This is a genomic window from Modicisalibacter radicis, from assembly GCF_900961225.1.
Lineage (GTDB): Bacteria > Pseudomonadota > Gammaproteobacteria > Pseudomonadales > Halomonadaceae > Modicisalibacter.
Genome location: NZ_CAAHFN010000061.1, coordinates 38,334 through 57,832, shown reverse-complemented (window position 1 = coordinate 57,832; position 19,499 = coordinate 38,334). Strand labels below are relative to the sequence as shown.

Below are 19,499 nucleotides of genomic sequence, written 5' to 3'. Positions count from 1 at the left end.
GGACGAGAGCCCCGCTCCGCCGCTTGTTGCGGAGGCTGGTGAGGCCGATCTTTCACGATGACAGGTCGCGTTTGCGCTCTTCGAACTCTTTGCGGTCGATTTCGCCGCGCGCGTAGCGCTCGCGCAGAATATCCAACGCGTCTTGAGAGGTCGGCCGCGAGTAGGAGCGCTCCTTGGTGAAGTGCCTGACCGCCGTCACAATCAGTGCGATGACCAATCCCCAGAAGACCAGCATCATGACGCCGCCAAAGAACATATGCTCCCAGCCGTTGCCGCTCATGTATCCCATCGAGTCATGCCACATGGCCACCCCTCCTCGTGTGTCGCCCACTCTCTGCGCAAGTAACCAGGCATCTGCGTCAGTAACCGGGCAATAGCATCGCCCTTATATCGCGAGCGGCTAGTCGATAAATGAATCAGGATCAGCTTCGGTCGCGAGGCCAGGCTTGACGAGTAGCGTAAGACTTGCAGGTTACCCAAGGGTCAAGCGTTGGTTGCCTGTGAGAGGCACTCTCTTTAGCATCCATGATCCCAGTCAAGGAAAGCCGGCCGACGCTTTAAGTTGGCTTTCAGGCTGCATCTTCTTCTATCTAGGCCAGGACTGGGGAAGCCTGGGCCAAGACTGAAGAAGCATGAGGGGGTAGTGGCAAACATGAAAATCCTGCTTGTCGAGGATGACGAGTTACTCGCCGAGAGCCTGGCGGAGCTACTGGACGATGCGGGCTACCGCACCGATATCGCGTCTGACATCAAGACGGCGACGACGCTGGCGTCTACCGAGCGCTACGCGCTGGTGATTCTCGATCTCGGCTTGCCGGACGGCACCGGACTGACCCTTCTCGCTAATTGGCGAAAAGCGAAATGGCCGTTGCCGATACTGATCCTGACCGCCCGGGACAGCTGGATGGACAAGGTGGAGGGGCTCCGCGTCGGCGCCGATGATTATATGACCAAGCCGTTTCACGAGGAGGAGCTGCTGGCGCGGCTGCAGGCGCTGCTGCGTCGACGAATGGATACCTTCTCGAACCTGCTGGAGATCAACGGTATTCGTCTCGATGAGGCGCGCCAGCAGTACAGTCTCGAGCATCAGGAGTGGCAGTCGCTGACTTCTACCGAATTCCGGCTGCTGCGCTACCTGATGCGTCATCCCGATCGCGTTCATTCCAAGCGCCACCTGCTCGATCAACTCTATGCTCTTGAACAGGACGCTGCGGCGCCCAATCTTGTCGAGGTCTACATCGGACGGCTGCGTCAGCGTCTCGGACGTGAACGTATCGTGACCCGCCGCGGCGAGGGGTATGTGCTTGTCTCGGCCTGATCGTCGCAGCCTACGTTTGCGGTTGCTAAGCGGCCTGGGCATCGTGGCGCTACTGGTGGCGGGGAGCACTTGGATGCTGCACGGTCTGCTGCTGGAACGGCTGGCACAGGACTTTCTTGCCGATCGGCTGCAGCAGGAGGCCGATTTCGTCATCCGCCGCCTGCGCGTCGGCGGCCCGGAATCGCTGCCGCTGCCGCCTGATGCCAATCCCGCAGAGACCTTCCATCACTTTTACCTGCTGCGTATCGGCGAGCGCGTTTTCGGTACTCATGACGCGCTGCTGCCGCAGTTGTCGCCGCTGCTCGAAGGAATCACGGAGGGCGCCGCGCTGGTGCAATGGCGCGATCATCGCCTGCTGCTGTGGCGAACTCGCTTAACGCTTGAAGGAGAGCCGGCCACGCTGACGGTGGGTGAGGACTTTGCCAGCATCGAACGGGGCCTTTCGCGGCTGCACTGGTGGATCGGCGTGGTGGCAATGGCGCTACTGCTGCTGCTTTTGCTGCTCAATCTGCTCGCGGTCAACCGCGCCCTGCGCCCTTTCGGGCGGCTATCGCTTCAGCTTGCCGAGCTGCAACGCGGCGAGCGTCGGCGTCTTGATATCGAGACCGTCTCTGAACTGGAAGCACCAATCGTGCAACTCAACGCCTTCCTCGACGAACAAGAGCGTCGCCAACAGCGTTCACGCGAGTCGCTGGCCAATCTGTCTCATGCAATCAGAACGCCGCTGACGGCCGTCATGCAGGCGTTACGTTCGAGGCGAGCGCTGGATGACAAACGCCGTACACGCATTCTGGAGCGGCTCGATGACATCGACGAAAAACTGGAAAGTGAGCTGCGTCGCTCGCGTATCGTCGGCCCATCTACCGGCCAGCAGCACACCGCCATGGCGGAGATGGTTTCCATGTTGGATATGTTTCGCACCCTCTACCCCGATCGAACCTTCCTGCTCAATACGCCCGACATCACCGACTACCAGCTGCCGCTGGAGCGACAGGACGGCATGGAGATACTGGGTATCCTGCTCGACAACGCCGGCAAGTGGGCTCATGGGCGGGTCGAGCTGACGCTGCTTGTCGCGCCGTGTCGCCTGATCTTCGAGGATGACGGCCCGGGCGTGCCCGATGAGATGCTCGCTCAGTTGGGGCAGCGCGGTATTCGGCTCGACGAGCAATATCGTGGTCATGGCCTGGGGCTCTCCATTCTGACGCAGCTCGCCGAGCGCTATGGCGGGCACGTTACGTACGCCCGGTCACGGTTGGGCGGTCTGCGTGTCGAGGTCGTCTTCGCCCATCATTGAGTATTTTTGCGGCGCCCGTCCGAGGTGGCTTCTTTTCAGCGTATTTTCAGGTTGCCGGCGTCTACTGGTCCGAGGAATTCGTTAACGCTCGGGAGATCTGTCATGCCGCGCCATATCGCCGCACTGGTGTTATCCGCCACATTCACGCTGGGCTCACAGGTGGCGCACGCCTCGTTGCCCGAAGAGGCCATCCTGTACAAGAGCCCCAATTGCGGCTGCTGTGCCGCTTACGCTGACTATCTGGAAAAACGCGGTGTCGATGTCCAGGTAGTGGATACGCAGGATCTTGGTGACGTCAAAAGCCGTCTCGGCATTCCCCATGGACTCGGCAGTTGTCACAGCCTTGAGATGGGCGGGTACGTCATAGAAGGCCATGTACCCGGCGTGGCGCTTGATCGGCTGTTCGACGAACAGCCCTCAGTGGCGGGTATCGCGTTGCCCGGCATGCCTGCTGGCACGCCTGGTATGCCCGGCGAGCGGCAACAGGCACTCACGGTCCATCAGTTCGATGACGAGGACTCTGCAATCTTCATGTCCCTGCCGGCGGAAGCCGGCTGATCCACCGGGAGCGATTTCCGGTCTTTTTTCGATTTTCGGGGCATAGACGGCACCGCCGCCATCCCTCTTTACATCAATTGGAGATTTGCCATGAAGTTTTTGTTGACGCTTTTCACCTTCGCCGCCATCAGCACAACGGCGCTGGCCGATACGGGGCACGGACACGGCGGCGATGCGCCGGAACCCTCGCGGACTATCGAGATCAAGGCCGGCAGCATGTGGTTTGACCCCGATGAGCTACGGATTGCCCCGGGCACGACGGTGCGCTTTCGTATCGAAAACACCGCCATGATCGAGCATGAGTTCTCGATCGGTAGCGAACAGATGCAGCGAATGCATCAGGAAATGATGCAGCAGGGCGGTGGGCATCACGGTGGTGACGGCCAGGGCAATCAGCATGGCGACATGTCAGGTCATGGCGATATGTCAGGCCACGGTGGGATGAAGAATGCCTCTGTCACGCTGGCACCCGGCGAGACTAAGACACTGGTCTGGACCGCTCCCGAAGAGGGCGAGCGTATCGAATACGCCTGTTTCCTTCCCGGTCACTACGAGGCGGGCATGAAGGGCACGGTCATGCTGAATCCGGGTTCGTAAGCCTTGTCCCCTCGCCACCCAGCCTTCGGGAGCTGAATTGAGTGAAAAATCGTTCGATAGATGGCGATCGCCGCCGTTTTCTTTTCGCGCTCGCCGGTACTGGAGCGCTGGCAGGGCTGGAGGCGCTATTACCGGGTTACGCCCGCGGTGAGGCTCTTTCCCCCCGGGCGGGAATGGCCGCGCAGGTTAAAGGAGGAACGCCCCGTCCAGTCTCGCTGGATCTCACCGTGCGCCGCGAGCGGGTCGCCATCGCCGGTGGCCACGCAACAGGGGTCACGGTCAATCGCTCGATACCCGCGCCCTTGATCGAGCTGTGGGAGGGGCAGGAGGCGCGCCTGCGCGTGCACAATCAGCTCGACGAGGATACTTCGATTCATTGGCATGGCCTGCTGTTGCCCTTTCAGATGGACGGCGTGCCCGGCGTCTCCTTTCCCGGCATCGCCCCGGGTGCGAGCTTCGAGGCGCGCTTCCCGGTGCGTCAGCGCGGTACCTACTGGTATCACAGCCACTCCGGGATGCAGGAGCAGGTCGGCCTGACTGGGCCGCTTGTCGTGCATCCCGCCGGGCCGCCGCGAGTCAGCACCGATCGCGAATACGTGGTCATGCTCAACGACTGGACCTTCGAGGACCCGCACCGTCTCATGACGCGGCTGAAAAGTTCGGGCGATTACTACAACTTCGATCAGCGTACGGTAGACCATCTTTTCGAGGATGTGCAGAAGCGTGGTTTAGCGGCGACGCTGGGCGATCGTCTGGCCTGGCACCGGATGCGCATGGCGCCCACCGACATCGCCGACGTGACCGGTGCTACCTATACCTATCTGATGAATGGTCGCCACCCGTCAGTGGGTTGGGAGGGGCTGTTCCGGCCCGGTGAGCGCATCCGGCTGCGGGTGATCAACGCCTCGGCGATGACCTATTTCAATTTTCGCATTCCGGGGCTGGCCATGACGGTGGTGGGGGCTGACGGCGAGGAGGTGGAGCCTGTAGAAACCGACGAGTTCCAGATCGGTGTGGCGGAAACTTACGACGTCGTGGTCGAACCAAAAGCCGGGATCGCTTATACGTTGATGGCGGAGTCGATGGATCGCAGCGGTTACGCGCTGGGCACGCTGGCGCCCCGCGTCGGCATGCGCGCGGCGGTACCCGTGCTGCGCGAACCGCCCCGGCGCAGCATGATCAGTATGGGCATGGATCATACTGGCATGGCTGGCATGAACCACGATGCGATGGGGCCTGGAAACATGGATCACGCTGGCATGGCCGGCATGAGCCACGATGCGATGGGGCCTGGAAACATGGATCACGCTGGCATGGCTGGCATGAACCACGATGCGATGGGGCCTGGAAACATGGATCACGCTGGCATGGCTGGCATGAACCACGATGCGATGGGGCCTGGAAACATGGATCACGCTGGCATGGCCGGCATGAGCCACGATGCCACGAGCCATGGAAATATGGATCACGGCGCCATGAGCGGTATGGGAGTTGCGGCGGTTGTCGGCGGTGCCGGCCCGATAGTGGCGCGCCATGAGCCCGGCGGTCACGGTCCTGGCAATATCAACGTCGCCGAAGTTCAGCGCGACCGGCTCGGTGAACGTGGCACCGGTCTGGAGAATGTTGAACACCGCGTGCTCACCTACAGCCAACTGCGCAACGTCGTACCGATGCGCGACGGGCGCCCGCCATCGCGCACCATCGAGCTGCATCTGACCGGCAACATGGAACGCTACATGTGGTCATTCGACGGCGTGAAGTACTCCGACGCCGAGCCGATCGACATCGTGCTGGGCGAGCGCATTCGGCTGGTGCTGGTCAACGACACCATGATGGAGCACCCCATCCACCTGCACGGCATGTTCATGGAGCTGGAGAACGGCCAGGGAGATCGGCTGCCGTTCAAGCACACTCTCAGCGTCCTGCCCGCTTCGCGAGCCTCGCTGCTGCTCACCGCCGATGAGCCGGGACGCTGGGCCTTTCACTGCCACCTGCTCTATCACATGGATGCCGGCATGTTCCGGGTAGTGCGCGTGGCCCCGGCGGAGGCATTCGATCATGCCTGACAGAATGTTTCTGTATCGCGGCGTGGCATTTCTTGCCGCGCTCTGCCTACCCGTATTCGCTTCCGCCGACAATTACGGCCGCGCCAGCCCGGAGTCGGTGATACCCGACGCGCCCTACAATCCGCGTAGCGGTTCCCCTGTCGACTGGCCCGACCCGGTGTACGACGACGGACGCTACAGTCAGGTATTGATCGATCGGCTCGAATATCGCGATAGCGCCGGTGCGCCTAATGCCTGGCTGTGGGATGCCCAGGGCTGGATCGGCAGCGATGAAAACCGCTTCTGGTGGAAAAGCGAGGGAGAGGGGCCGATCGACGGTGGCAGCCCCGAGAATAGCGATCTCCAACTGCTCTACAGCCGCATGATATCGCCCTTCTGGAACCTTCAGTCGGGCGTGCGGCAGTCTTTCAATCCCGATCCAGACCGGCGCTTCGCGGTGGTCGGGTTTCAGGGGTTGGCTCCGCTGCTGCTGGAGACCGACACCGCCCTGTATGTCAGCGACGAAGGTGACGTCAGCGTCAGCGGCGAGTTCGAATACGAGATACTGCTCACCCAGCGGCTGATCCTGCAACCGCGGTTGGCGCTGTCGGCTTCGCTACAGGATGTGCCGGAGTACGGCACCGAGAGCGGACTCAACAGCAGTGAAGTGGGATTGCGACTGCGCTATGAACTGATACGTGAAATCGGCCCTTATGTGGGAATCAGCCACGCGCGCGACCATGATGAAAGCGAGTCGACCACAGCGCTGGTGATCGGTCTGCGCGCCTGGTACTGAGTCACGGAAACAGGGGAGAGGGGTTTAGATGTTGCGTCCACATTGGTGGGATACACCTGATCGCTACGGTCTTATCAGTCGCTGGCTCCACTGGGGCATCGGTGCCCTGCTGCTCTGGCAACTGGGGGGCATGGCGACGAGAGCACTGATGGGCTCCGGCGAGTGGATCCAACTCTGGATTTCCACTCACCGGCCGTTGGGAACGCTGCTGCTAGGGCTGTTCACGCTGCGTGCCTTGTGGGCGCTGTTCAATCTCCCTCGTAGGCCGCCGCACCGCGGCATGCCGGCGCGGCTGGCGGCCTGCTCGCATCTGCTGCTCTATCTTCTGATGTTGGCGATGCCGGCGTTGGGCCTTTACATGACCTGGCGTAGCGGCCAGCCGTTCGCCCCGCTGGGAATATCGCTTTTCGAAGGCGGCAGCGCTCATGTCGATCAGATGCTGCTGGCGCGGCAATGGCACGCCTGGTTGGGCTGGACGCTGCTGGCGCTGATCATCGGACATGTGGGGATGGCGCTTTTGTGGCATGGCCTGGTGCGTCGCGACGGTACTCTGAGCCGCATGGCTGGGAGAGGTCGGTAATGAAATCGACAAGCATCCGAAAGAAGGCATGTCGGCTGGTGATGCATCACGACCGACATGCCGGACTTCAAGGGCCTGGATCTAATCAGCCGCTTGTCGCCAGCTGCTCCGAACCGCTTCCGGCCGGACCGATCAAGTGTTTGACTTCCTGGTAGCTGGCCAGCCCCCAGGGGCCCAGCTCGCGGCCGATGCCGCTGCGCTTGTAGCCGCCCCAGGCGGCCTGCGGCGGTACCAGCTGTTCGCTGTTGAACCATACGCTGCCGGCCTGCAGTTGCCGGCCGATGCGCCGGGCGCGTTGGGCGTCGCCGCTGACCACCGTGGCGGCAAGGCCGAACTCGCTGTCGTTGGCCAGTTCGATGGCCTCGGCTTCGCTGGTGACGCTGCGCGCGCAGAGCACCGGGCCGAAGACCTCCTCGCGCCACAGCCGGCTCTCGACCGGCACATCGCGATACAGCGTCGGGGCGATGAAATAGCCCTGTTCCGGCACGCGGCGATGGCTGGCGTCGCGTACTGCGTTCAAACCTTCCTCGGCGGCGATCGCCAGGTAGCCGCGCACCGCGTCGCGCTGGCGGGCGCTGGCCATCGGCCCCTGGGTCGTCGCGGCATCCAGCGGGTCGCCGAGCGCCAGCGCGTCGATACGCTCGGCCAACGCCTGATAGAGCGGCTCGGCGATCGACTCGTGAACCAGCAGGCGCGACGTCGCCGAGCAGATCTGGCCGGCGTTGAAGTACAGCCCGGCCATCACGTAGTCGGCGGCCTCGCCGATGTCGGCGTCGTCCATCACCAGAATCGGCGACTTGCCGCCGAGTTCCAGCGAGATGCCACGACTGCCTTCGGCGACGGCGCGCATCACCGCCTCGCCGACCCGGTTGCTGCCGGTGAAGGAAATCTTGTCGACGCCGCGATGGGTGCTGAGCGGCGCGCCGACTCCCTCGCCGTCGCCATGCACCAGGTTGAACACCCCGGCGGGCAGGCCGATCTCCTCGGCAATCTCGGCCAGTGCCTGCTCGGGCAGCGGGGTGACTTCCGACGGCTTCAAGACCACCGTGCAGCCGGCGGCCAGGGCCGGAGCGAGCTTCCAGGCGCTGGTCACCAACGGGAAGTTCCACGGCGTGATCAACCCGACCACGCCCACCGGATCGAAATAGCAGGTGGCTTCGACGCCATCCATTTCCAGTGCCACCGGCTGGCCCTGGCGGGCGTCGAGCGCGCGCGCCTGGCCGGCATAATAGCGGTAGCAGTCGATGGCGTCGTCCAGATCGATGCCCGCCTCGGCCAGCGCCTTGCCGTTGTTGGTCGACGACAAATGCACGAGTTCCTCGCGGCGCCGGGTCAGGACTTCGGCGAAGCCATCCAGATAGCCGGCGCGCTCGGCACCCGATAGCGCTCGCCAGGCGGGTAATGCACGGCGCGCCGCGGCGACCGCAGCGTCGACGTCGGCGCTGTCGCCGGCGGTGACCTCGGCGAGGGCCTGCTCGGTGTAGGGATTGACCACCGCCAGGCGGCGGCTGCCGTGCGAGGCCACCCAGCGGTTGTCGATGAACTGCTTGTCGAGTTGTTGCATGGAGCTCCTTACAGATCGTGATTGCGCAGCCAGGCGTCGATCAGCGCATGCAGGTGGGGTCCCGAGAAGCTCGGGAAGTGCCCGCCGTGGACGGTGCGTACGGGAAGTTGGCGCAATCGCCGCAGGCTGGCGGCGTAATCGTCGAGATCGCTGTGCCAGAGGTCCTCGATCAGCGGCCCGTCGTAGATGATGTCGCCGGCGATCAGGGTGGCGCTGGCTGCTTCCCAGAGTGCGATGCCGCCGGGCGAGTGCCCGGGGGTATGGATGACCTCGATGTGTCGGTCGCCGAGATCGAAGCAATCGCCATCCTCGAGCGGGGCGATGCGTCGTGGCGGCGCGATGCGGTAGCTGTGGTATTCGAACGGCGCGGGCGGCAGCACGTCGAACATCGCCTCGCCGAGAAAGGCGTCGGCCAGGGTTCGCGCATTGTCGGGGCTGGCCAGGATATCGGCCTCGCCGGCATGCACGTGGCAGCACTCGAATTCATGCGCGGCACCGATATGGTCGAAGTGGGTGTGGCTGGCGACCGCCATCAGGTCGCGTTCGGCGACCAGCGGTACATGACGGCGCAGGGGCACCGCACCGAGGCCGAAATCCACCATCAGGTCGCGATCGCGGCCACGCACGTGCCAGATGTTGCAGCGGTAGAAGGGCTTGATTGCCGGTTCGTCGATCAGCGTGATGGCATCGGCGTGCGGCGTGATGCGATACCACTGCGTGGCTTGTGTGCGTTTCAGGCTCATGGCGTGGCGTATCCCCTACGGCGTAGACCCAGGCTGGCGACATAGTAGAACGCGCCGGTGAGCACGAACACCGGTAGCGAGGCGCCGAAGTCCAGCGGTGAGACCCAGTTCCAGTAGTAGGCCAGGGCGGCGCCAGCCAGGTAGCAGGCGAAGGCCAGCGGGTTGATGGCGGGCAACGCTCCGGCATCGCCGAGCAGGTGAGCGGCGCTGTAACGCTCGCGGCCCAGCAGATAGTAGTCGACGATCATCAGCGAGAAGGCCGGAATGAACACGCTGCCGATGATCAGCAGGAAGGTCTGGAACTGGTCGAGGATGCCGGGGATCAGCGAGCCCAGCACGCTGACGACACCGATCACCAGTGCCGGCTTCCAGAAAGCCGTACGCGGGCGCACGCTCATGTAGGAGAGCGTGGCGCTGTACACGCACATCACGTTGGTGGTCAGCACCGAGAAGAAGATCACCAGGGCCGCCGGCAGGCCGAAACCGAAACCGCTCAGCAACTGGGTGGGATCGTAAGTCTGCGGGAAGCCGATCGCTACCGACAGCGCCGAGACGCTGGCCCCCAGGCCCATGGCGATCAGCGTGGCGACCACATAGCCGCTCCAGGTGCCGGCGACCGCGGCGCGCAGGCTCTTGCAGTGGCGGTTGTAGTCGGCGGCCAGCGGGATCCACGAGAACGCCGTGGCGACCACGATGTCGAAGGCCACGCCGCTACCCAGTCCGCCGCTCGCGGCCAGCTCGGTGACGCTCGCCAGGTCGTAGTTCGATGCCAGCGCGAACACCACCACCCCCGATAGAATCAGCATCAGAACCGCCGCCAGTTTCTCGGCGGTCTCGATGCCCAGGTGGCCGCGCAGCGCGATGAGCACCACCAGCCCTTCGCAGAGCACCGTGAACAGCGCCACGTTGGAATAGCCGGTCAGGCTTTCCATCGCGTAGTCGAGGCTCATGCCGGCCAGCAGCGCCTGTATCCAGCTCCAGGCGATCAGCGCCAGCAGATTGACGATGGCCGGGAAGCCGGCCCCGACGCGACCGAACGTGCCCCTGGCCAGCACCATGGTGGTCAGGCCGGTCCGCTGGCCCATGGCGCCGATCAGCACCAACGGAATGATGCCGATCGCCGAACCCAGCAGCACCAGCGTCATGGCATGCAGAAAATCCAGGCTCGGCACCAGCAGCATGCCGGTGAGAATCGTGGTGACCACCACGTTGGCGCCCAGCCACAGCGCGAAGGTGCCGGGGAAGCCCAGGCTGCGGTCGCCGCTGACCGCGTCGAGAGTGTCCTGGCCGAAGGCCGGGGTCGTTGAATGTGCCATTGTTGTTGTTCCCTTGTGATGTCTTGGTTATGTCTCGTTGCGACTGCGCTCTCAGTGCTCCAGTGCCGACTGCCAGGCGAAAGCATCGACCTCGATCAAATAGGGGGCGTCGCTTGGCCGGTTGGCCAGCGCCGAGGCCAATTCGTGTGGACTGCCGACGCGAGTCGCCGCACAGCCGAAGCCGCCGGCCAACTGCTGAAAGTCGGGGGCCTTAAGGTCGACGCCCAGGCGGGCGACGCCGTGGGCATCCATGTAACGGCGGATCTCCTCGTAGCCGGCGTTGTGCCACAGCAGCACGATCACCGGCAGGCGCTCCTCCACCGCGGTGGCCAGCTCGGACAGCGTGAACATCACCCCGCCGTCGCCGACCAGTGCGACCACCGGCAGCTCGGGTTTGGCCAACGCCGCGCCGAGCGATGCCGGCAGGCCATAGCCGAGCGTGCCGTAGCCGGTCGAGGCATTGAAGAAACGTCGTGGCGCGGGCTGCGAGACCAGATGGTTGGCGGCATAGACCGGCGCGGTGGAGTCGCCGACCAGCACCGCCTCGGGCAGCGCCTCGCGCAGCGTTGCGAACAGCGGCACGAAGGGGACGAAGGCCGGGTCGCTTTCAAGCGCCAGCGCTTCGTGGGCCTTTCGGACGCGCTGTGCGCCGTCGCGCGGCAGCGGGGTGGGGAAGTGCGCGAGCAGCAATTCCAGCGCGCGGCCGGCATCGCCGACCAGCCCCAGCGCGGTGGCCTGGTTGCGTACCAGCTGTTCGGCGTCGATGTCGATGCGAATCAGCCGGCCGCTCAGCGCGAAGCCGTCGTCGAACACCACGTCGTAGTCGGTCTCGCCGAGCTCGGTGCCCACGGCGAGGATCACGTCCGCCTCGCGGGCGAGTTCGCGTACCGCCGGCAGCGCGGTGTTGGCGCCCAGGTCCAGGGGGTGATCGCGACCCAGCAGCCCCTTGGCGTTGATGGTGGTGGCGCACGGCGCGTCGAGGCGTTCGACGAGCTGCCGGGCGGCCTCGGCGGCATCCACGCAGCCTCCGCCGAGCAGCACCAGCGGACGCTCGGCCTCGCGCAGCCAGTCGGCGGCCTCGGCCAGCCCGGCCGGGTCGGGCGCGGGGCGATACAGCCGTGCCCCGGGCCACTGCGCGGGGGGCGTGACTGGGGCGTCGAACAGGTCGATGGGAATCTCGATATGCACCGGCCCGGGGCGCGCCGAGGAGAACACCGCGAAGGCGCGGGCCAGCACCTCGGGCAGCGCGCCGGGATCGAGCAGCGTGTGGCTGAAGCGCGCCACCCCGGCCAGCGTCTGCTGCTGGCTGGGCAGTTCGTGCAGCCGGCCCTGGCCACGCCCCAGGGTATCGCGGCGGTTGACGCTGGAGATCACCAGCATCGGCACCGAATCGGCCAGCGCCTGCCCCATGGCGGTGGCGATGTTGGTCATGCCCGGCCCGGTGATGATCAGGCAGACCCCGGGCTTGCCGCTGGCGCGGGCGTAGCCGTCGGCCATGAACCCGGCGCCCTGCTCGTGGCGCGGGGTGACGTGGCGGATCGCCTGACCCTCCAGGCCGCGATACAGCTCGACGGTATGCACGCCGGGAATGCCGAACAGGGTGTCGACGGCGTAGCGTTCGCGCAGCAGGCGGATCAGCAGTTCGGCGCAGGTCATTGTTTATCCTTTGGCTTCGGGCTTCGGGCTTCGGGCTTCGGGCTTCGGGCTTCGGGCTTCGGGCTTCGGGCTTCGAGCGGTTTGGCTCGCGGCTCGAGACGCGTAGCCCGTCGCTTCGATTCAGAACACGAAGGTGTGGGCGATGAAGGCGATGATCGGCAGGGTGATCGCCGTGCGCAGCAGGAAGACCGCTACCAGCTCCCAGAGCTTGAGCGGGATCTTGGATTTCAGCAGCAGCGCGCCGATCTCGGACATGTAGATCAGCTGGGTCAGCGACAGGCAGGCGATCACGAAGCGTGTCAGTTCGCTGTCGATGTCCTTGGCCAGCACCGCCGGCAGGAACATGTCGGCGAAGCCCACCAGGGTCGCCGGCGCCGCGGCCTGGGCCTCGGGAATGCGCAGCCACTCGAGCACCGGCACCATCGGGTAGGAGAGCCAGGTGAACAGCGGCGTGAACTCGGCGAGTATCAGCGCCACGGTGCCGATCGCGATCACCAGCGGCAGCAGGCCGAGAAAGATGTCGGCGACGTTGAGCATCGCGCTGCGCGCCAGGGCACGCGGGCCGGGGGCGGTCTCGGCGCGCGCCACGGCCTGGCCGAGGCTGAAGCGCAGCACCCCCACCTGGCGGGTGTTTTCCTCCTCGAGGCGGCAGCCCACCGGCTCGTAGTAGGTGTTCGGCTTGCGCGACAGCGGCGGCAGCCGCGGCACCACGACGGCGGCGATCAATCCGGCGACCACCACGGTCAGGTAGAACTGCACGAACAGGTGGTTGATGCCGATGAAGCTGGTCACCAGCAGCGCGAAGGCGATCGACACGATCGAGAAGTTGGTGGCGATCACCGACGCCTCGCGGCGGTTGTAATAGCCCTGCTCGTACTGCTGGGTGGTGATCAGCACGCCCACCGTGCCCGAGCCCATCCACGAGGCGGTGGCGTCGATGGCGCTGCGCCCGGGCAGGCCGAAGATCAGCCGGAACGGCTTGCGCACCAGGCTGCCGATGAACTCCATGAAGCCGAAGTCGACCAGAAAGGGCAGCAGCAGGGCGGCGAAGAAGAAGAACGTCAGCAGCACCGGCGCCAGGTCGTTGAGCATCACGCCGCCAGTGAAGTCGGCGATGACGACGGTCGGGCCGACCTGGAAGTAGGTCATCAGCGCGAACACGGCGCCCAGGATGCGCATGCCGAACCACAGCGGCGCGACATCGAACAGCTCGTTGGCCGCGCCGTCACGGGCCCAGCCCGGCCGGGTCAGCTTGACCAGCGCGGTGAGCAGCGCCGACAGGCACAGCACGATCACGGCGATTGCCGGCAAGGCGCCGCCCAGCAGCGCCTTGAGGCCATCGGCGAGCATGCCCATGCCGATATTGATGCCGTCACCGGTGGAGAACGGGATCAGGAACATGGCGATCCCGATCAGCGAAGGTATCAGAAACTTGATCAGCGCCCGGCGGTTGAGTCGCCCGCCATTGGGGGCGTTGCCGTCGTTGCGGCCCGCGGTCGTGGCTTGATTGGAAGACATGGTGGCTACCCATTGTTGTTGTCGATCACGCCGGTCGGGATCGACCGGCGTCGAAAAAGCGGTTCAGCGGCGCGCGACACCCGGCAGCACACAGAGCATCTCGTAGAGCAGGGTGGCGCCCATCAGCGCGGTGTTGCCGCTGGTGTCGTAGGGCGGCGAGACCTCGACCAGGTCGCCGCCGACCACGTTCAGGCCCCAGGCGCCGCGCACGATCTCGAGGCCCTGCTGGGCGGTCAGGCCGCCCATCTCGACGGTGCCGGTGCCCGGCGCCACCGAGGGGTCGAGGCCGTCGATGTCGAACGAGATATACACCGGACCCTCGCCCATCTGCTCGCGGACCTCGGCCATCAGCGGCGCCAGCGACTGGTACCAGCACTGCTCGGCGGGCACCACGCGAAAGCCCTGATCGCGGCACCAGTCGAAGTCGTCGGCGGCGTAGCCGGTGCCGCGCAGGCCGATCTGCACCACCCTTTTGCTGTCGAGCAGGCCCTCCTCCTGGGCGCGGCGGAACGGGCAGCCGTGGGCGACCTCCTCGCCGAACATGTGCGGATTGATGTCGGCGTGGGCGTCGATGTGGATCAGCCCCACCGGGCCGTGCCTGTTGGCGATGGCGCGCAGCACCGGCCAGGTCAGGGTGTGGTCGCCGCCCAGCGTCAGCGGCACGCAGCCCTGGGCGAGCACCTCGTCGTAGTAGCCGCTGATGATGTCGAGGTTCTTGGGCAGGTTGAAGGTGTTGATCGGCACGTCGCCGATGTCGGCCACTTGCAGGCTGTCGAAGGGCGCGGCGCGGGTCGCCATGTTGTAGGGCCGCAGCATGCGCGACTCGTCGCGGATCTGACGCGGTCCCAGGCGGGTGCCCGGGCGGTTGGAGGTGCCGATGTCCATGGGGATGCCGATGAAAGCGGCGTCCAGGCCGGCGGCGGTGACCTGGGTCGGCAGGCGCATCATCGTCGCCGGGCCGCCGAAGCGCGGCATTTCGTTGCCGCCCAGCGGCTGGTTGAGGTTCGGCTTGTCCATGCGGTCTCCTGAAGAGGCATTGTTATCGATCACTGACGTTGTGTGTATGTTGCATGAACCATGCCAGCTCCTGGGCGGCGTGGTTGGCGGGCTGTATCCTCGCCGTGATTCATCGATGAATCGTTCGGGACGCTTTGCGATTCATTCGTGTATCATTGATGCGAAAGTGAATCACCGAACTCGGGAAGCGACATGAGCGACATCGATAGCGCGGTGCTCTCGACCATCGTCGAGACCGCTCACGACCACTTCTTCATCGTCGACGCCGAGGGCCGGGTTCGCGATGTCAGCCCCGGCAGCGCGGCGGTGTATGGATTGGGGCGCGAGGAGCTGTGTGCGAGCACCGTGCAGGAACTGGTCGAGCGCGGCGTGCTGTCGCCCTCGGTGACCCAGGAGGTGATGCGCACCCGCCAGCCGGCGCAGCTGATGCAGCACACCGGCACCGGCCGGCGCGTGATCGCCGAGGCGCACCCGGTGTTTCTCGACGGCGTACTGGTGCGGATCGTCTCGCGCTCGATGGATCTCACCGACCTGCAGCTGCTGCAGGATGAGTACGCGCTGCTGCAGCGGCGCTTCAGCGAGCACTTGAAGCGCGGTGGGGCCTCGCCGCTGGACGACGATCTCGAACTCGACAGCCTGGAAGTGCGCAGCGGGGTAATGCGCGAGGTGGCGCTGCTGCTCAAGCGGGTCGCGCCCAGCGACGCCACGGTGCTGATGCTCGGCGAGTCGGGGGTCGGCAAGACCGCCTTCGCGCGCCAGCTGCATCGCTGGAGCGCGCGTCGCGAGGGGCCGTTCATCGACGTCAATTGCGCGGCGATCCCCGAGGCGCTGTTCGAGTCCGAGATGTTCGGCTACCAGCCGGGAGCCTTCAGCGGTGCGGGTCGCCAAGGCAAGGCCGGGGTGCTTGAGCGCGCCGATGGCGGCACGCTGTTCCTCGACGAGATCGGCGAATTGCCGCTGCCGATGCAGAGCAAGCTGCTCAAGGTGATCCAGGACGGCGAGGTGACCCGTCTGGGCGACACCCGCTCGCGACGGGTCGACTTTCGCCTGGTGGTGGCCTCGAACCAGGACCTCGCCGCGCGCGTCGAGAGCGGCGCCTTTCGCCTCGACCTCTACTATCGACTCAACGTCATTCCCGTGACCCTGCCGCCACTGCGCGAACGCCGCGAGGACATTCCCGGGCTGGTGGAACTGCAGCTGGAGCGGCTCAACCAGCGCTACGGCCAGCCCAAGGTATTGCATCCCAGCGTCTGGCCGGAGCTGATGGGCCGCGATTGGCCGGGCAACGTGCGCGAACTGGAAAACTGGATGGAGCGCACCTGGCTGGCCAGCCCCGGCGAGCTGATCGGCGCGCCGGCAGATACCAGCCCCGGCGCCGTGCCCGCGCCATCCGCCGGCTCCACGCCCGGCGTCCCGGCGGTGCTGGCCGAAGGTCAGACGCTGCGCGAAGCGCTAGACGTGGCGGAGCGCGGAATTCTCGCCGGGCTGTGCCGCGAACTGCCCAGCACCTATGCGCTGGCGGCGCGACTGGGCATCAGCCAGCCCAGCGTGGTGCGCAAGCTGCGCAAGCACGACCTGCGCATCGGCGACGCGGGCTGACGCCGCGCACAAACGACGACACCCCGCCGAGGCGGGGTGTCGCGGTCCTGCCAGGCGCGCCGCGTCAGGGCAGCTCTTCCTCGCCGTCGGCGTTTTCCTTCTGTGCCGGCATCAGGTCCTCGCGCTGCAGGTTGATCGAGATCAGCAGTGCCGAGGCGACGTAGACCGATGAGTAGGTGCCCACGCCCACGCCGATGATCAGCGCCAGGGCGAAGTTGTGGATCATGTCGCCGCCGAGCAGCAGCAGGGCCAGCAGCACCAGCAGGGTGGTGCCGGAGGTCGCCAGGGTGCGCGCCAGAGTCTGGTTGATCGATTCGTTGAAGATCGTCGGCATGTGTTCGATGCGCGACTTGCGGATATTCTCGCGGATCCGGTCGTAGACGATGATGGTGTCGTTGAGCGAATAGCCGATCACCGCCAGCACGGCGGCCAGCACGGTCAGGTCGAAGTCGATCTGGAACAGCGAGAACACCCCGAGCACGATGATCACGTCGTGGACCAGCGCCAGCAGCGCGCCCAGCGAGAACTTGTACTGGAAGCGCAGCGCCACGTAGAGCATCACCGCGCCGAGCGCCACCAGCATGCCGAGGCCGCTCTGGTCGCGCAGCTGGCCGCCGACCTGGGCGCCGACGAACTCGGCGCGCACCAGGCTGACGTTCTCGCCGCTCTGGCGCAGCACCTCGGTGACCTGCGCCCCGACGCCGGGGTCGAAGGCCTGCTGCAGGCGCACCAGCACCTCGGAGGGCGCGCCGAAGGTCTGTACCGAGACGTTGTCGAAGCCGGCGCTCTCCAGCGCCTGACGCACTGCCTCGAGCGCCGGCGCCGTGGCGTAGCGGACCTCGACCAGCGTGCCGCCGGTGAAGTCCAGCCCCAGGTTGAGCTGCTGGAGCGCCAGCGTGACGATCGAGACCAGCAGCAGCACGCCCGAGACGATGAAGGCCAGGCGGCGCTTGCCCATGAAGTCGAACTGTCGCATCGCGTTAGCCCCTTAAATCCAGAGTTTCTTCACCGGCTTGCCGCCGATGGAGAGGTTGACGATCGCGCGCGAGACCAGGATGCCGGTGAACATCGAGGTCAGAATGCCCAGCGACAGCGTCACGGCGAAGCCCTTGACCGGACCGGTGCCGATCGAGAACAGGATCACCGCCACCAGCAGGGTGGTGATGTTGCCGTCGACGATCGAGGTGAAGGCGCGTTCGTAGCCGGCGTGGATCGCCTGCTGGATCGGCATCTTGGCCCGTACCTCTTCGCGTATGCGCTCGAAGATCAGCACGTTGGCGTCGACCGCCATGCCCAGCGTGAGCACGATACCGGCGATGCCGGGCAGCGTCAGGGTGGCGCCGAGCATCGACAGCGCGGCGATCAGCAGTATCAGGTTGCATGCCAGCGCCAGGTTGGCGACCACGCCGAACGCCTTGTAGCGGATCAGCATGAACGCCACCACCAGCAGCATGCCGATCTCGACCGACAGCACGCCCTGCTCGATGTTGCGCTGGCCGAGGCTCGGCCCGATGGTGCGCTCGGCGACGAAGTACATCGGCGCGGCGAGCGAGCCGGAGCGCAGCAGCAGCGCGAGCTCCTGGGCCTCGGTGGGCGAGTCCAGCCCGGTGATGCGGAAGCGGTTGCCCAGCGCGCTCTGGATGGTCGCCAGGCTGATGATGCCGCGCTCGACGTAGGGATCGCGCTTTTCGACCCGCTCGCCATCCTCGATCACCGTGCGGGTGCGGGTCTTGTTGTCGATGTAGATGACCGCCATCGAACGGCCGATGTTGGAGCGCGTGGCGCGATTCATCAGCGTACCGCCGGTGCCGTCCAGGTCGATGTTGACCTGCGGCCGGCCGTTCTGGTCGAAGCTGGTGCTGGCGCTGGAAACGTTCTCGCCGGTAATGATCACGTCGCGCATCAGCTCGGCGGTGCGCTGTTCATCGTTGCGAAACGACAGCGTCTCGGTTTCCGAAGCGGGGGTGTCGGGGCGCGCGGCGAGGCGGAATTCCAGGTTGGCGGTGGCGCCGACCACGCGCTTGGCGGCGGCGGTGTCCTGGACACCGGGCAGCTCGACGACGATGCGGTTGGGGCCCTGGCGCTGGACCAGCGGCTCGGCCACGCCCAGCTCGTTGACGCGGTTGCGCAGCGTGGTCAGGTTCTGCTCGACCGCGTAGTCCTGGATCTCGTCGATCTTCTGCTGGGTCAGGGTCATCGCCAGGGGCGCGCCGCGTTCGGCGTCGGGCTCCTGGTACTGGAAGTCGGGAAACTCGCCGCTGATGATGCTGCGCGCTTCGCTGCGGTCCTCGGCGTTGGCGAAGGTCATCGTCAGGGTGTTGTCGTCGATCTGGGTGTCGCGGTAGCGGATGCGTGCGTCTCGCAGGGCGTCGCGCATCGCGCTGGCGTTGACCTCGAGGCGCTGTTTCACCGCCGACTGCATGTCGACCTCGAGGGCGAAGTGCACGCCGCCGCGCAGGTCGAGGCCCAGGTTCATCGGCGAAGCGCCCAGGCTTTCGAGCCAGGCGGGGGTCGATTCGGCGAGGTTGAGCGCCACCGTGTAGTCGTCGTTGAGCAGGCCGCTGATGATTTCTCGGGCCTCGAGCTGGTCCTCGCCCTCGGCCAGGCGAATCAGGGTGCCGCTGCCTTGCCCGTCGATACGCTTGATGGCGATGTCGGCGTCGTCGAGGGCGCCACGAATCCGCTCGAGCTGGCTCTCGTCGAGACTGGTGTTGCCGCGGGAGCTGCTGATCTGGACGGCGGGATCTTCGGGGTACAGATTGGGCAGGGCGTAGACCACCCCGACGACGAGCACGACGAGTATCAGCAGATACTTCCACAGGGGGTAACGGTTGAGCATGGAAGCCCTGTCCTTGTTGCTGACGCTGTAAGAGCGCTGCCGACACGGGGGCCGGC

17 protein-coding genes are annotated in these 19,499 nt (G+C 65.5%); 8 read left to right on the top strand and 9 right to left on the bottom strand.

The annotated features are described in order from the left end of the window. Window positions 1-52 precede the first annotated feature (52 nt). Window positions 53-304 carry an SHOCT domain-containing protein gene (locus tag HR9077_RS09940; protein ID WP_136066849.1) on the bottom strand — a complete coding sequence of 84 codons (252 nt, stop codon included), beginning with the start codon at window positions 302-304 and terminating at the stop codon, window positions 53-55. Window positions 305-652: 348 nt separating this feature from the next. On the opposite strand from HR9077_RS09940, the gene HR9077_RS09935 reads away from it, so the two are divergent. The 7 genes from HR9077_RS09935 (at window position 653) to HR9077_RS09905 (ending at window position 7,191) form a co-directional block, all read left to right on the top strand. After that, entirely contained in the window at window positions 653-1,318 is a 666-nt protein-coding gene (locus HR9077_RS09935; RefSeq protein WP_136066848.1) for a response regulator, read from the top strand. 73 nt (window positions 1,319-1,391) lie between these two features. Further along, entirely contained in the window at window positions 1,392-2,615 is a 1,224-nt protein-coding gene (locus HR9077_RS09930; RefSeq protein ID WP_244613137.1) for a sensor histidine kinase, read from the top strand. A 102-nt stretch (window positions 2,616-2,717) separates the two neighbouring features. Next, window positions 2,718-3,173: a DUF411 domain-containing protein gene (locus tag HR9077_RS09925; RefSeq protein ID WP_136066846.1), complete on the top strand. Its 456-nt coding sequence runs from the start codon at window positions 2,718-2,720 to the stop codon at window positions 3,171-3,173. Window positions 3,174-3,263: 90 nt separating this feature from the next. Then, complete coding sequence (locus tag HR9077_RS09920; RefSeq protein ID WP_136066845.1) at window positions 3,264-3,770, top strand: cupredoxin domain-containing protein; 507 nt, start codon at window positions 3,264-3,266, stop codon at window positions 3,768-3,770. A gap of 41 nt (window positions 3,771-3,811) precedes the next feature. Beyond that, window positions 3,812-5,836 carry a copper resistance system multicopper oxidase gene (locus tag HR9077_RS09915; protein ID WP_136066844.1) on the top strand — a complete coding sequence of 675 codons (2,025 nt, stop codon included), beginning with the start codon at window positions 3,812-3,814 and terminating at the stop codon, window positions 5,834-5,836. Next, window positions 5,829-6,611, top strand: coding sequence for a copper resistance protein B (locus tag HR9077_RS09910; protein ID WP_136066843.1), 783 nt, complete (start codon window positions 5,829-5,831; stop codon window positions 6,609-6,611). Before HR9077_RS09915 ends, HR9077_RS09910 begins: the two co-directional genes overlap by 8 nt. 28 nt (window positions 6,612-6,639) lie before the next feature. After that, a complete protein-coding gene (locus tag HR9077_RS09905) occupies window positions 6,640-7,191 on the top strand; it encodes a cytochrome b (protein WP_136066842.1) in 552 nt (183 codons plus the stop codon). Between the two features lie 85 nt (window positions 7,192-7,276). Here HR9077_RS09905 and HR9077_RS09900 read toward each other — a convergent pair whose 3' ends face one another. The 6 genes from HR9077_RS09900 to speB all read right to left on the bottom strand — a co-directional run bounded on the left by HR9077_RS09900 (window position 7,277) and on the right by speB (window position 15,005). Next, on the bottom strand, window positions 7,277-8,755 hold the full coding sequence (locus HR9077_RS09900; RefSeq protein WP_136066841.1) for an aldehyde dehydrogenase family protein: 1,479 nt from the start codon (window positions 8,753-8,755) through the stop codon (window positions 7,277-7,279). Window positions 8,756-8,763: 8 nt separating this feature from the next. Beyond that, a complete protein-coding gene (locus HR9077_RS09895) occupies window positions 8,764-9,498 on the bottom strand; it encodes an MBL fold metallo-hydrolase (protein ID WP_210725905.1) in 735 nt (244 codons plus the stop codon). After that, window positions 9,495-10,814 (bottom strand): purine-cytosine permease family protein, encoded by a 1,320-nt coding sequence (locus tag HR9077_RS09890; RefSeq protein ID WP_136066840.1) that lies wholly within the window; start codon window positions 10,812-10,814, stop codon window positions 9,495-9,497. The genes HR9077_RS09895 and HR9077_RS09890 overlap by 4 nt, the downstream gene beginning before the upstream one ends. A 51-nt stretch (window positions 10,815-10,865) precedes the next feature. Further along, window positions 10,866-12,470 (bottom strand): 5-guanidino-2-oxopentanoate decarboxylase, encoded by a 1,605-nt coding sequence (locus HR9077_RS09885; RefSeq protein WP_136066839.1) that lies wholly within the window; start codon window positions 12,468-12,470, stop codon window positions 10,866-10,868. Between the two features lie 120 nt (window positions 12,471-12,590). After that, on the bottom strand, window positions 12,591-13,988 hold the full coding sequence (locus HR9077_RS09880; RefSeq protein WP_136066838.1) for a YjiH family protein: 1,398 nt from the start codon (window positions 13,986-13,988) through the stop codon (window positions 12,591-12,593). Window positions 13,989-14,051: 63 nt separating this feature from the next. After that, window positions 14,052-15,005, bottom strand: coding sequence for an agmatinase (gene speB / locus HR9077_RS09875; protein WP_136066837.1), 954 nt, complete (start codon window positions 15,003-15,005; stop codon window positions 14,052-14,054). Window positions 15,006-15,197: 192 nt separating this feature from the next. On the opposite strand from speB, the gene HR9077_RS09870 reads away from it, so the two are divergent. Continuing rightward, a complete protein-coding gene (locus HR9077_RS09870) occupies window positions 15,198-16,604 on the top strand; it encodes a sigma-54 interaction domain-containing protein (RefSeq protein WP_136066836.1) in 1,407 nt (468 codons plus the stop codon). 64 nt (window positions 16,605-16,668) lie between these two features. Here HR9077_RS09870 and secF read toward each other — a convergent pair whose 3' ends face one another. Together secF and secD are read right to left on the bottom strand one after the other, a co-directional pair. After that, window positions 16,669-17,580, bottom strand: coding sequence for a protein translocase subunit SecF (gene secF, locus HR9077_RS09865; RefSeq protein ID WP_136066835.1), 912 nt, complete (start codon window positions 17,578-17,580; stop codon window positions 16,669-16,671). A 12-nt stretch (window positions 17,581-17,592) separates the two neighbouring features. Then, window positions 17,593-19,443 (bottom strand): protein translocase subunit SecD, encoded by a 1,851-nt coding sequence (gene secD / locus HR9077_RS09860; protein ID WP_136066834.1) that lies wholly within the window; start codon window positions 19,441-19,443, stop codon window positions 17,593-17,595. Window positions 19,444-19,499: the final 56 nt, after the last annotated feature.